Genomic DNA, 13,003 nt, shown 5'->3' with positions numbered 1-13,003 from the left:
ACTTTAACAATTAAACAGACAAGAAAATGACACAAACCAAAGTTACGTCGGCAGAATATATTGCCGAAGCACTTCCCGATCCGATTGGCAGCGGGTCAGCCTATATGAACGTCGGAACATCGGAACGCATTATTTCCGCAGTTGCCGGCCTTGCCCTGATGAGCTTCGGCCTTCGCAAGTTTTCCATTCCACGGTTACTCGTGGCTGCCGCGGGAGCTGCATTGGTAGAAAGAGGCGCTTCGGGATATTGCCCGGTCAACAATATGGTCAAAAGGGATACCTCGCAGGCCGCAAAGCCGGAATCCACTGAAATTACAAAAAGCCTGACGATCAACAAGCCGAGAACAGAAGTATACCAGTTCTGGAGAAAACTGGAAAACCTGCCGAAATTCATGCAGCATCTTTCAGAAGTGACGCAGATCGACTCCAAAAGATCACACTGGATTGCGCCGGTTCCGGGCGGTATCGGCAAGATAGAGTGGGAAGCGGAAATTATAGAAGAAGTGGAAAATGAAAAAATAATCTGGCGGTCCGTTCCGAATGCAAGTGTCGACAACTCAGGCGAAATCCTGTTTAAAGATGCACCCGCGGGGCAAGGGACTGAGATTTATGTGATCATCAAATACCTGCCGCCTGCCGGAGCAATCGGCGGAACACTTGCAAAAGTATTCAATCCTGCATTCAAGCAAATGGTGAAAGAAGACCTGCGCCGGTTCAAAAGGCTGATCGAAACCGGTGAAATTCCGGTCAGTGAATCCAGGCCATCCGGCAAAACACCGACAGCAGAAGACAATTCCATGGACAAAATAGAAAAAAAATATGAAAGCCCTTTGTTATAACAACGTCAGAGACCTCCGAGTAGAAAACATTCCCGACCCGGCTATTATCAGCCCGAAAGATATGATAATCCGTGTCACGCTTTCATCCGTTTGCGGCTCCGATCTTCATATCATCAACGGGTTTATCCCGACCGTGAAATCCGGTGACGTACTCGGCCACGAATTCATGGGTGAAGTTGTGGAAACGGGAAGTGAAGTCAGGAAGTTTGTAAAAGGCGACCGCGTAGTGGTTTCATCGGTGATTGCCTGCGGGGAATGCCATTACTGCCAGCACGATTCCTTTTCATTGTGCGACAATACCAATCCGAATGCCTTCATGCCTGAAAAAATGTATGGCGACACCATGGCCGGTATTTTCGGATATACGCATGCTTTCGGCGGCTACTCGGGAAGTCATGCACAATACATCCGAATTCCCTTTGCGGATATCGGTGCGTTCAAAGTACCGGAAGGACTGCATGATGATTCCGTTATTTTCTGCTCTGATGCTTTCCCAACAGGATACATGGCGGCAGACATGGCGGATATCAAACCGGGCAGTGTAGTGGCCATCTGGGGCTGTGGCGGCGTCGGGCAAATGGCTATCCAGAGTGCGTGGTTAATGGGCGCCGAAAGAGTCATTGCCATTGATAAAGAACCTTATCGCCTGCGTATGGCCCGTGAAAAAGGCCGTGCAGAAACCATCAATTTTGAAGAAGCCGATGTGCTGGAAGCATTGAAGGATCTGACTGGAGGCCGCGGACCGGATTGTTGTATAGATGCCGTGGGAATGGAGGCGTCCGGTTCGGGCTTTGGGTATGCCTATGACAAAGTAAAGCAATGGGCCAAACTGGAAAATGACCGTCCACTGGTTTTAAGAGATGCGATCATGGCCTGCCGTAAAGGCGGAAATGTTTCAATCGTGGGTGTTTACAGCGGCTTTGTTGACAAAATTCCGATGGGCGCTGCCATGAACAAGGGCCTGACTTTTAAAATGGGTCAGATGCACGGACAAAAATACATCCCGCAGCTGCTCGAATACGTACAAAGCGGTCAGGTTGATCCGTCGTTTCTGGTTACGCATAAAATGGGGCTGGAACAAGGTCAGGAAGGATATGACATGTTTACCCAGAAAACAGACAACTGCATGCGCGTTGTATTCGCACCATAATCCGGGTTTTCACCGATAAGCAAATAGCTCCGGCAGTGCAGTGCACAGGCCGGAGCTTTTTGCTTGTACGTTGCCCTATATACGCAAGATTTCGCATCTTTCATTATACATTTTCCTTTTAATGAAATGCAACAAAAAAATGGCGCTTTTAAGGCGCCATTTGTCCGCGGGTTCGTATGAAAACCGCAACATCCGAAAAATGAAATTCATTAGCCCGGTATCTTCTCACATTCAGTTTTCAGGATGGACGGTTCGGTAACCGCCGGAGAATTGATTCAGCTTAGGTCAAAAATCTTTGTTAATCTATGAACAGGAAATGATCATACAGCAGCGTAATGCAACAAACACTTTAGTAAACGGCGAGGAACATACTTTATTATCATTGCAATCCAAGTATTGGCAATTTTTTTCAACAATTTTCCAGCTTGTGCCATTTTGGATAACGCAGAGACAGAGATTCGGAATCTGGTATGATTCTTGAACGGCAGATTTTAAAATAATTCTTCCATTTACAGACCAATACTTATTATGGAATCAACAATTGATAAGGTAAAAGACAAAGCGCACGAAGCAGCAGATACGCTTCATGAAGCTCAAAACGTTGGCAATTCCGAACGCATTATCTCCCTCGCTGCCGGTATAATCCTGACCGTTGCAGGTCTTTCGAAAAAAGAAACCATGCTGGGAAAAGGAATGTCTTTCATCGGCGGATTACTGATTACAAGAGGTACAACCGGTTTTTGCCCGCTGAACAAAGCAATCGGACGTAACAGCCTGGTTACAGAAGCACTTGCCTAACCTGCCGTATCATTCAGTTTGGCGTCGTTTTTGCCGGGCAAAACCAAATGCCTTCTGTACTGAAAAAATCTGCCGTTTCAATCCGGCAAGGCCGAAGGTCTGTTTCAACCTGAACATGTCCTTCGGCCACTTTCCGACCTTTCCGGGTAAAGCCGATAGTATGCAAAAATCCTGATTCATTCTTCCGACGAACCTTATATCCTTCCTGCATGATCAACGAAAAACCAACATCCAGAAAACGAAAAACGCTATGGTTTATACTTGGTTTTGTTACGCTCCTCATCATCATACGGATACTGCTTCCTTTCATTGTACTGCATTTTGCCAATAAAAGCCTGGCCAATATGAAAGGATATTATGGTCATATTCAGGATGTAGACCTTGCCATTATCCGGGGTGCCTATAAAATCGACAGCATTTATCTGAACAAAACAGATACCGTCACCAGCAAACAAACACCATTTTTCGCCTCTTCGGCCATTGATTTATCCGTGGAATGGAAAGCATTGCTCAAAGGAAATATTGTGGGAAATGTGGTGTTGACCAAACCGAAGCTGATCTTCACCAAAGACCGTGTGGAACCGAAACAGGTCGTAAAGGACTCGGCCGATTTCATGAAAGTACTGGACGGCTTTATGCCGCTTAATATCAACCGTTTTCAGATTGAAGACGGCATTGTGCAGTATAACGACAATACAACCAGACCGCACGTGGATATCGCCATGACAAACCTGGATCTTCTTGCGCAGAACCTGCGCAACAGTTATGATTCCACTGCATTGCTGCCCGCTTCTGTCAATGCCTCGGCATCCATTTATGAAGGCAAACTGACCATGCAGGCAAAACTGAACCCGCTTGCAGTAAGCCCGACTTTTGACATGAGTGCGGAACTGAAAAATACCAACCTGGTGAAGCTTAATGACTTTTTCCAGGCATATGCCAAAATTGATGTAAACGACGGCCGGTTTGGTTTGTATACCGAAGCAGCAGCCAAAGACAATCAGTTTGCAGGTTACGTCAAACCCTTGATCACCCATCTTGATATCCTTGGAAAAGAAGACCGAAAAGACAACATTTTCAGGAAACTGTGGGAAGCTGTGGCCGGCGGTGTAGGCGAAATATTTGAAAATCAGAAGAAAGATCAGGTGGCAACGAAAATTCCGTTTAAAGGCCGGATAGACGACCTGAACACCAACATATGGTTTGCATTGAGCAACATCCTGCAGAATGCATTTATCCATGCCATTCAGCCTTCTATCGACAATGAAATCAATATCGGTTCTGTAAAAGCGCAGCAGGAAGAAAAAAAGACATTCTTCCAGAAAATATTTACTTCTGACAAAAAAGATAAAAAGAAAGACAGAAAGGAAAAGAAAAACAAAAAGGATAAAAAATAGACTCCAGAGTGTACTCCACAAATTGTTGCCCATGTTGCAATGGCACAGTTTTAACCAAGCGGTTGCGTAGTTGTAAATTATAAAAGTGCAACCCGATAAAAGTTGCGTAATCACACCACATTCTATATGAGCAAAATTGCCATCGGTTATCATGCATCGCACGAACAGTTTAAGCCAAGTGAACTGTTGAAACTTGTTGTTCAGGCACAACAGGCCGGATTTACCAACTCACTGAGTTCAGATCATTTTTTTCCCTGGAGCGAAACCCAGGGCGAAAGCGGCTTTGCATGGAGCTGGCTTGGTGCAGCCATGCATGCCACGTCGTTGAACTTCGGGATTGTGAACGCGCCCGGCCAGCGTTATCATCCTGCTATTATTGCGCAGGCCGTTGCAACACTTTGCGAAATGTTTCCGAACCGTTTCTGGATTGCAGCGGGCAGCGGACAGTTTCTCAATGAACACATTACAGGCGAACTCTGGCCTTACAAGGAAAAGAGAAATCAGCGTCTGAAAGAATGCGTGGATATCATGCGGGCCTTATGGCGCGGAGAAACCGTTACACATGACGGCCTGGTGAAAGTAGTTGAGGCCAAGCTATACACGCGCCCCGATTACATTCCGCAGATTATCGGACCGGCGCTCACGGTAGAAACGGCAGCATGGGTGGGAACCTGGGCGGATGGCATGATCACCACTTCCAGAGAACCCGAAGAATTGAAAAAAATGGTGCACGCTTTCCGGGAAAATGGCGGTGCCGGAAAACCGGTTTATCTGAAAGTCCAGCTATCTTACGATACAACTTACGCCAAAGCACTGGAAGGTGCGCATCATCAGTGGAAAAATAATATTTTTTCTTCGGCATTGCTTTCTGACATCCGGGGCGCAAAGGGTTTTGATGCGGCCGGATCAGTTGTGAGGCCCGAAGATCTAAAAAGTTCTGTCCGCATTTCGGACAGTACCGATCAGCATCTGGAATGGCTTGCCCGGGACATTGAAGCCGGAGTTACGGAATTGTATCTGCACAACGTAAATACCGAGCAGCAGCAGTTTATTGACGTGTTCGGTGAAAAAGTGTTACCCGAATTTTTGTCCAAAAGTACGTTCTGAAACGCGGGCAACTATTTGGACAAGTTGACAAAAGCATGAAAACAGCCGGAAAGTCCCGCTGTAAATACAGAAAATAACAGGTATAATATTTGTATTGTCTTACCAGATTTAAACAGAAATATCATGCAGAACGACGATAATAAAACACAGCAAAATGAGGAAGAAACCACGCCGACCGCACAGGGCAGAAATGCAGTGGATAATTTCAACGATGATTCGGTAGATGACTACGGCATAGATTATTCCAAGCCGGGCGCGGAAGAAGAACTGGAAGCCAGACAATCGATAAAAGGCGGAAGAGGAATCAGAGGCGTGGAAAGAAACCGCAACGACGATTATGAAGACAAAGAAGATGAACAAGCAGAGGATGAAAATTTCAAAGCATGATCTTCAGGGCACTTTCTGTAAATAACGGGAAGTAATACCGGAAATGACCGGTTTGATAACTGAAAACAGGAAGCGGAATAAAGTATCATTTTCGCTTTCTGTTTTTGTTTTGCAAAACAGCCGAGCGTTCAACTTATTTAAATGCAGTTTAAATAGCAAAGTACCTGCTGATAAATTTAACCTGATTTTGTACTTTAACCGGTTCATTTTATTAAATACATAACTTTCCGGAAACGGTCTGCATTAACTTAATTTGTACTATCATTGCAATTTCTTTCCACTACGTCTCCGCACGCCGTCAGACAGGAAAAAACAACGTGAATAGCCCATTACTTTTGTTAAATGAATGAAATAAAAAATAGTATCAAAACCATTTACATTGTTGATGACGACGATGATGATCGTATGCTCATGAAGGAGGCAATCGAGAGTGTAATCGGAGAAATTGATATTTACGAGATCAGTGATGCGGTGCATATGATGGAATTGATTAACAACAAAACCATCTGCGAGCAATCGTCACTTATTCTGATGGATATGAATATGCCGCGTGTCAGCGGACTTGAAATCCTGACGCATATAAAAGCCAATGATTCCTGCAGTCATATTCCGGTTGTGATGATTTCCACCTCATCCAGCCCCGATCTGATCAACAATGCCTATGAGCTTGGAATCAATGCTTACATTACCAAACCGGTTACGGCAAAGGAATACATTGAACTTGCAGAAGCTGTCAGCATCTGTTTTCTGAATAACAATCCATTTCCGAAAAATGCTGTTATTCCCAAGGATAATGAAAAGAAAACAATTCTGATTATTGAAGATAGTCCGGACCAGACGGTGCTTATGTCCCATGCCATAAAAAATACGCTGCATAACGTTACGATTTATGAAATGGACAGCTCGGAAAGCACAATGGAATTCTTTAATGATCACTGGAAAACGCTGCAGGTCCCTCCGCAACTGATCATTCTGGATTTATACATGCCTGAACGCAAGGACGGTTTACAGCTGCTGAAATCAATCCGGGAGTTTCTGCTTTTCAATAATATAAACAACATTCCCATTGTTGTGTTCAGCTTTTCGGATGACAGGGAAGATATTGATGAAAGTTACAGAAATCAGGCAAGTGCATATCTTACAAAATCGGTAGATTATGACAATTGGCTCAGCTATTTTCAACATTTGATTCATGCGTGGTGGAATGTAATTTCCTTACCTAAAAAGCCTTCGGCCTGAAGCATCGATTCCGCTTTTTGTATAAATTGATGCTTTCATAATATGTAATGGACCGTAAGAATAATAACTTTTATCCCGGTTCAGAAGGTGCAGTTCAACGTGCACAAAGGTGTCCGGAAACCTGTTAAAATTTATTAGCAAGATTTTCATTGCCGCTTTTTTACATTACAGAAAAGTGGCGAGTTTCCATTCCCATCAGTGAACCGTTCAAATTGAAATAAGAATGTAACTTACTTTTGGCTGGAATATCATTTCGGATAAACCAGCTTTTAAGGTATTACGGTCTGCATTAACCTACAATTTGTGATCAGAATTATTGAAATCTACTGAATTTATCTGTAAACACATTACTATAAAAGGATAAAACTAGATGAACAAATGTTAGTTATATTTCTACAACGTATATGGAATTGAGTTAAGCTTCATTTGTGTAATTCATTTTTTAATTAATTGTTTATTTCCCAGAAATGGACATCATCCGGTATTTTGTTTTTGCATATTTTGGCATTCATTGATTTATCGTGTATATTGAATTATTTTAAGTAGATAATACCAAACCGGATAAATTGAAACCCGCTGCTATCTTCCCTGTAATGAATTAATATGTTATAAATGTTGTATATAGTACCAAATACAATGTGGAATTTATTCAAGCTGATTTAAATTACGATTTTACCGTTTTCCCTGATACATTTATTTGTATTTGTCAGGATTAACTGACTAAGCAAATGATGTAAATCAGAACAATCCAGCATCATTGCATTGTGCCTGTTTTTGTTCTGAACTTTCTTAATGAAACAACCGAGATAATTATAATACTACCAAAATCATGAAAAAGTCAAACATTTTCGTTTACATTGAACTTTCGAAACTTGTTGAAAGTCTGACGACAAACGTTCTGTTATCCAAACAGCATCTGAAAGCACAGGCGGGTTATTTTCAACTTATTCCATCACGATATTTTTCCGATAATTTATATCCTGAATGGGAAAGCATCTGTAACATTGTAAAGCACAAAGGCCCAAAAAAAGATGAAAGCGGAAGAATTATCCAGAATGCCGTTGCAAATACAATTGACCAGATGTCGCCACAGGAATGTGTTGCAGTAGCAAACAGAATATTTCTCTTATTTGAAAAAGTGAAAGCAGAAGTGGAGTACGCCATGCCGCAGGCCGATTACCATGGATAATTTCTGAAAAGAATTTAATTGTTTTGTTTGGTGCTGCAATTATCCGCTGGCAGTAAACAAATATGAACAGCGCGGCCTTTTCACCCATGGTAAAATCAGGAGAATAAACGGGCCTAACGGCTCAGAACCGTGCATTTCTCCTTTCAGCGGCACGTGCCGGAATTTTTTTAACATAATCAAAAAAGTCAGTCCAGTTCTGCATACAGCACGGATTGACTTTTTTTACTATGTGCTATCCACAACTACATCTCATCTTTTATCAAATAAATTGTCCATTTTTTTCACTGAATTGCCTTCGGTACAATTATTATAGTTTCCTGATTGTCTTCTGCTCAGCTGAAAATCAGACTGGGTGCAGATGGGAAAAATAAAATATAATAATCATAAAAATGGATACGGATCAAAACGCAAATACGATTCAGATAAGCAAGGAATTTGAAGCGGATGTAAATAGCCTTTTTCAGGCCTGGACCGAACCGGAGCAACTGAAACAATGGTGGCATCCAAGTGGAAATTCATTGAAAGATGTTAAAAATGACCTTCGGGAAGGCGGCGAAGTTACTTATGAATTTCAGGAAGCAGGCTTGATCATTTCAGGAAATTACAAGGAAGTTAAACCGAATGAAAAACTGGTTTATTCCTGGAACTGGAATTTGACCGAGCAAAATGAAGAAGCTTCCTACACGCTGACTATTTCATTTGAAGGCAAGGAAAACGGCAGTGTTCTGCATATTTTACAAGAAGGTTTTTCAGGACCGGACGCCATCAAACCACATCAGGAAGGCTGGGAAAATGGTCTGGAAAGTCTCAAACAACATCTTGGATCAAATGCACCTGCCAATGACAATCTGCGCAGTGCTGATCAGATGAATGACCGATCGGGCGGATACAATGAAGCTCCTGAACAGGTAAAAGTAGGCGGAGGTTAATTTTATTTTTAATTCACTATCTGCATTCCATACAGAAATTGATATCTGGCAAAATATTAAAATCCGGTAACGTTATTCATTTAAATGTTACCGGATTTTTATTTGCGGCCATTCTTTTTTTAAACTCATTTTTTATTTCCCATTTCGTCATTCCAAACGAGCTCATAAATTTATTTCACTGTATTCTTAATAAAAATTATCAATGCGACTACAATCCACAATCTGATAAATGGCAGGCTGCTTGATCATGCATTTTGGTTACAGGCATAATTCTTTATGAATGATAAGAATTACTTTACCAAAATATATTATTATGAAAATGCATACTGTTCTATATACTTATGGAATAATGTTAATGGCAATTTCCGCTTCTGCACAAGGTGTTTCCAAAGATTCAATCAACATGCTGAACCAGCAAAAGGAAGCGATTGAAATCAGCAAGAAATTAAATGAGAAAAGAATTGAACTTGCCAAACTCGAAAACGAGCTAACAGAAAAAACCAACAAAGCAAATGAAGCTGCACAGGAAGCTCAAAAAGCGGCCGGTGAAAACGAAGATCTGGCAAACAGATTAAGAAATGATGCACAGAATAAAGATCTTGCAAATCAGGCAAACAAATCGGCAAAGCAGGCTGAAAAAAGTGCTAAAAATGCCAGAAAAGCAGCCGAAGATGTTGACGACATCAACAAGAAAATTGAATCTCTGAGAAAAGAAATTGCCGAAGAAGAATCTAAATCAGGAATTGCACCGGCAATGGGTGTAACTTCTTCATCGCAGGCTTCCGGCACTACCTATTCCGGTCAGGCAAACGGATCAAATCAGTCTGGCGGAATGTTTCAGGGAAATGGCTCTAACCAGTCTGCCGGATACAATCAGTCCGGTGGTTCCAATCAGGCACCAGCTTACAGCAACCCCGCTCCTGCCCAGCAATATCCGAATAATCAGCAGGTTATTCAGCGCAACGTTCCCGTTGATGGCGGAAACAGCAATGCCAACGCCAATGAAATTGCTCAGAAAGTGCTGGAATCGACTTACAAGAATTATCCTCAGCAAGCCGGCCAGCCATCAATCATCATCAATAACATCATTGTTCCGTCGGATTATGACAAATCCAGAACAGCAGGCGGCTCCGGTCAGCAGATGCAGCAGTACGGCAACAACAATATGGATGATTATGAAGCCTTTAAAGCATGGCAGAACCAGAGACGTGGCAATGCATATTCCGGTCAGAACAATCTGCCGCAGAACACAGAACAAACTCAGTATATTCAATCCAGACCGGGTGAGAGACTGACTTTTAAGGAACGTTTTGGCGAAGTGAATGCGCGTAACTCAGGAATGTGGGTGATTCCGATGGTTGGTGTGCATGCATCTAATTTCAATGCGGATTTCAAGGAAGGCACTGCTGACGGACGCACAGGCTGGAACGCAGGACTTGATTTCAGAATCCATATGAAGCGTTTCTTTATTCAGCCGGGTGCGCATTATTTCAGCTCATCATTGCGTGTAACCAGCGAAGACAGCATTTCAAGTGCGCCTTTGCTGGACGGCCCTAGAATTCATTCTCTGAAAGTTCCGGTGATGATCGGTCTTTATCTTACCAAAGCAAATAAAGGTTTCTTTAAAGCCAACATCAAAGGCGGTATTGTGGGAACTTATGTGCTGGATGTAGACGATAACAACCAGGCACAATTTTCCAAAAACAACATCGAAGATTATTCGTATGGTCTGAATGCCGGACTTGGCCTTGAATTTGGATTCATAACACTCGATTTTTCTCACGAATGGGGAATGAGCCCGTTGTTCAAGCAGAATGATATCAAAAACAACGTGCTGCGTGCTACACTTGGGTTCAAGCTATAAGCAGAAAACCAGCCCAGTAAATACCTGTAAAAACCTCCGCACTGGCTTCAGTGCGGAGGTTTTCTGTTTTATAGCCATGGAATACAGTTTATTTCAAATCCCATTCAGATAATACTGAAATATTTTTATAATTATTTATCAGAAAACTATAACGTTAATAGTTTTATACATTTGTAAAAAGCAGGTCTTTCAAGAATAATCAGCAGATACTCAGCTTTCCCGATTGTAGAAAGGGTTCCATGAAAATCCTAAAAGCAAACTGTCAACAGGAAGAAGATGAAATGAACCTCTGGCGCAACATGCTGGAAGGAAATGCCGCTTGTTACGAGCAGCTTATTAATAAAACCTACAACCTGCTTTTTCAATATGGATGCCGGTTCAGTTCGGATCGTGAAATGCTGAAAGACTGCATTCAGGATGTTTTTCTGGAAATCTGGGAAAAGCGCAAGGTACTGAATCAACATATTCCGCCACGCGCGTATTTACTTGCCTCTCTCCGCCGCCGCATACACCGTGTCGCGCAGCAAAGCCGTTTTCAAACTACGGAAAATTTTGAAAAATCCATATCGGACTTCAACGTGGAATGTAGTGCGGAACATCTCTTTATCCAGTCCGAACAGGACCAGCAGCTTGCAGAACGCATTACTTTCCTGTTAAACGAATTGCCCAAAAGGCAGCAGGAAGCCATTTTCCTGCGGTTTTTCAACGATTTGGAACGTGATCAAATCGCGGACATCATGGATATTCATCCACAATCTGTATCCAATTTACTTCAATCCGCTTTCAGGACTATCAAAATACACTGGAAAATAATTGTAAGCCTTCTTTATCTGCCCGGATTCGAATAAACCGGCTGATCTGAAAAACAATTAAAAAAAAGAAATAAAAATACAGTATCAAACCAAGACCTGTGTCTAATGCTATTTGAAAGATAATATTTTCAAATGGATCAGTACAATAACTTCAAGCTTGAAGATTTTATTTGGGATGCATATTTCCGTAAGTGGGTTCTTCATCCGACACGTGAAACGGAAGAAAGCTGGCATTTATGGCTGGAAAACAATCCGGATAAAACGGAACTGGTACTTCGTGCCGCAGGAATCGTGAAAGCCGTTGCACCTGTAAGTATTCCCTTGGACGAAACGGAAAAAAAGCTGGCAATCAGCGGCATTGTCAGTAAAATGGATAGCAGCGCAGAAGAGATTTTACATCAGCCTGTTTCCTATTTTTCAAAAATCTGGCTGCGGTCGGCGGCCGTTATTATGCTGCTGGCCGGATTGGGCTGGATTCTATGGACAAGAAATCAGCAGCGGCAGGTGGATTACAAACAGCTTGTTGCCCATGCTGAAGAACAGCTTGTTGAAAAAATCAATCATACCCGTAATCCACTGCTGATCAGACTTCCGGATGGCAGTACAGTAAAACTTAGCCCCGGCGGAAGAATCAGCTTTCCTGCAAAAAGCAGGCTGACACGCGAAGTTTACCTTTCCGGAGAAGCTTTCTTTGATATTACAAGAGATTCTTCCAGACCTTTTTTTGTATATGCCAATGAAGTGGTCACCAAAGTGCTGGGAACCAGCTTTTCAGTACGCTCCTACTCTGGCGAAAAGCAGGTTTCCGTATCGGTCAGGACCGGAAAGGTAGCCGTTTTCACCCGCCGGGACGCTGAAATGACTCATAAGCAGCGATCAAAAGAATTGACGGGCGTCGTGATTGAACCCAATCAGCAGATTGTGGTTTCGAGGGAATCTGTAAAAATGATCAAGAGCCTGGTTTCCAGCCCGCAGATTATTGCAGACGGCACTGTCAACTACAATTTTGAATTTGATGACGTGCCGGCTTCGGAAGTTTTCGCAGCGCTTCGCCGGGCCTATGGAATCGACAGCAGATATGATTCCGAAATGATGAACGATTGTCCGGTTACAGCACGTCTGACGGATTTGCCGCTGTATGAAAAGCTGGATCTTGTCTGTAAAGCGATCAATGCCACCTATGAACGAACGGATGCCAGCATCATTATCAAAGGAAATGGTTGCGGACAGGCAGCAAATCCCTGAAAATGAACTTTTAAAAACTTTACCTAAATCTATTTAACTAAACAAAA

At 42.6% G+C, this 13,003-nt stretch carries 12 protein-coding genes; all 12 read left to right on the top strand.

What is annotated here, in order from left to right; genetic code table 11:
- The first annotated feature begins 26 nt into the window (after positions 1 to 26).
- Complete coding sequence (locus FEM33_RS12290; protein WP_139012317.1) at positions 27 to 839, top strand: SRPBCC family protein; 813 nt, start codon at positions 27 to 29, stop codon at positions 837 to 839.
- Positions 820 to 1,989 carry a zinc-dependent alcohol dehydrogenase gene (locus FEM33_RS12285; RefSeq protein WP_139012316.1) on the top strand — a complete coding sequence of 390 codons (1,170 nt, stop codon included), beginning with the start codon at positions 820 to 822 and terminating at the stop codon, positions 1,987 to 1,989. Before FEM33_RS12290 ends, FEM33_RS12285 begins: the two co-directional genes overlap by 20 nt.
- A 528-nt stretch (positions 1,990 to 2,517) precedes the next feature.
- Complete coding sequence (locus FEM33_RS12280) at positions 2,518 to 2,787, top strand: YgaP family membrane protein (RefSeq protein ID WP_139012315.1); 270 nt, start codon at positions 2,518 to 2,520, stop codon at positions 2,785 to 2,787.
- A 209-nt stretch (positions 2,788 to 2,996) separates the two neighbouring features.
- On the top strand, positions 2,997 to 4,184 hold the full coding sequence (locus tag FEM33_RS12275; RefSeq protein ID WP_139012314.1) for a DUF748 domain-containing protein: 1,188 nt from the start codon (positions 2,997 to 2,999) through the stop codon (positions 4,182 to 4,184).
- 126 nt (positions 4,185 to 4,310) lie between these two features.
- Entirely contained in the window at positions 4,311 to 5,291 is a 981-nt protein-coding gene (locus FEM33_RS12270; protein ID WP_139012313.1) for a TIGR03885 family FMN-dependent LLM class oxidoreductase, read from the top strand.
- A gap of 123 nt (positions 5,292 to 5,414) precedes the next feature.
- A complete protein-coding gene (locus FEM33_RS12265; RefSeq protein WP_139012312.1) occupies positions 5,415 to 5,678 on the top strand; it encodes a hypothetical protein in 264 nt (87 codons plus the stop codon).
- A gap of 342 nt (positions 5,679 to 6,020) precedes the next feature.
- Positions 6,021 to 6,917, top strand: coding sequence for a response regulator (locus tag FEM33_RS12260; protein WP_139012311.1), 897 nt, complete (start codon positions 6,021 to 6,023; stop codon positions 6,915 to 6,917).
- Positions 6,918 to 7,746: 829 nt separating this feature from the next.
- Positions 7,747 to 8,106: a hypothetical protein gene (locus tag FEM33_RS12255; protein ID WP_139012310.1), complete on the top strand. Its 360-nt coding sequence runs from the start codon at positions 7,747 to 7,749 to the stop codon at positions 8,104 to 8,106.
- A 389-nt stretch (positions 8,107 to 8,495) separates the two neighbouring features.
- Complete coding sequence (locus FEM33_RS12250) at positions 8,496 to 9,035, top strand: SRPBCC family protein (RefSeq protein WP_139012309.1); 540 nt, start codon at positions 8,496 to 8,498, stop codon at positions 9,033 to 9,035.
- A gap of 355 nt (positions 9,036 to 9,390) precedes the next feature.
- Positions 9,391 to 10,899 carry an outer membrane beta-barrel protein gene (locus tag FEM33_RS12245; protein ID WP_201747741.1) on the top strand — a complete coding sequence of 503 codons (1,509 nt, stop codon included), beginning with the start codon at positions 9,391 to 9,393 and terminating at the stop codon, positions 10,897 to 10,899.
- A 239-nt stretch (positions 10,900 to 11,138) separates the two neighbouring features.
- Positions 11,139 to 11,747 (top strand): RNA polymerase sigma factor, encoded by a 609-nt coding sequence (locus FEM33_RS12240; RefSeq protein WP_139012307.1) that lies wholly within the window; start codon positions 11,139 to 11,141, stop codon positions 11,745 to 11,747.
- A 96-nt stretch (positions 11,748 to 11,843) separates the two neighbouring features.
- On the top strand, positions 11,844 to 12,956 hold the full coding sequence (locus FEM33_RS12235) for a FecR family protein (protein WP_139012306.1): 1,113 nt from the start codon (positions 11,844 to 11,846) through the stop codon (positions 12,954 to 12,956).
- Positions 12,957 to 13,003 lie beyond the last annotated feature (47 nt).

The sequence above is a fragment of the Dyadobacter flavalbus genome, assembly GCF_006149045.1.
In the GTDB taxonomy this organism is placed as follows: domain Bacteria; phylum Bacteroidota; class Bacteroidia; order Cytophagales; family Spirosomataceae; genus Dyadobacter; species Dyadobacter flavalbus.
This window is presented reverse-complemented; position numbering and strand designations above follow the sequence as displayed.

Coding starts and splice junctions, on each gene's coding strand:
- FEM33_RS12290 (WP_139012317.1), top strand. CDS start 27: ATGACACAAACCAAAGTTACGTCGGCAGAATATATTGCCGAAGCACTT.
- FEM33_RS12285 (WP_139012316.1), top strand. CDS start 820: ATGAAAGCCCTTTGTTATAACAACGTCAGAGACCTCCGAGTAGAAAAC.
- FEM33_RS12280 (WP_139012315.1), top strand. CDS start 2,518: ATGGAATCAACAATTGATAAGGTAAAAGACAAAGCGCACGAAGCAGCA.
- FEM33_RS12275 (WP_139012314.1), top strand. CDS start 2,997: ATGATCAACGAAAAACCAACATCCAGAAAACGAAAAACGCTATGGTTT.
- FEM33_RS12270 (WP_139012313.1), top strand. CDS start 4,311: ATGAGCAAAATTGCCATCGGTTATCATGCATCGCACGAACAGTTTAAG.
- FEM33_RS12265 (WP_139012312.1), top strand. CDS start 5,415: ATGCAGAACGACGATAATAAAACACAGCAAAATGAGGAAGAAACCACG.
- FEM33_RS12260 (WP_139012311.1), top strand. CDS start 6,021: ATGAATGAAATAAAAAATAGTATCAAAACCATTTACATTGTTGATGAC.
- FEM33_RS12255 (WP_139012310.1), top strand. CDS start 7,747: ATGAAAAAGTCAAACATTTTCGTTTACATTGAACTTTCGAAACTTGTT.
- FEM33_RS12250 (WP_139012309.1), top strand. CDS start 8,496: ATGGATACGGATCAAAACGCAAATACGATTCAGATAAGCAAGGAATTT.
- FEM33_RS12245 (WP_201747741.1), top strand. CDS start 9,391: ATGGCAATTTCCGCTTCTGCACAAGGTGTTTCCAAAGATTCAATCAAC.
- FEM33_RS12240 (WP_139012307.1), top strand. CDS start 11,139: ATGAAAATCCTAAAAGCAAACTGTCAACAGGAAGAAGATGAAATGAAC.
- FEM33_RS12235 (WP_139012306.1), top strand. CDS start 11,844: ATGGATCAGTACAATAACTTCAAGCTTGAAGATTTTATTTGGGATGCA.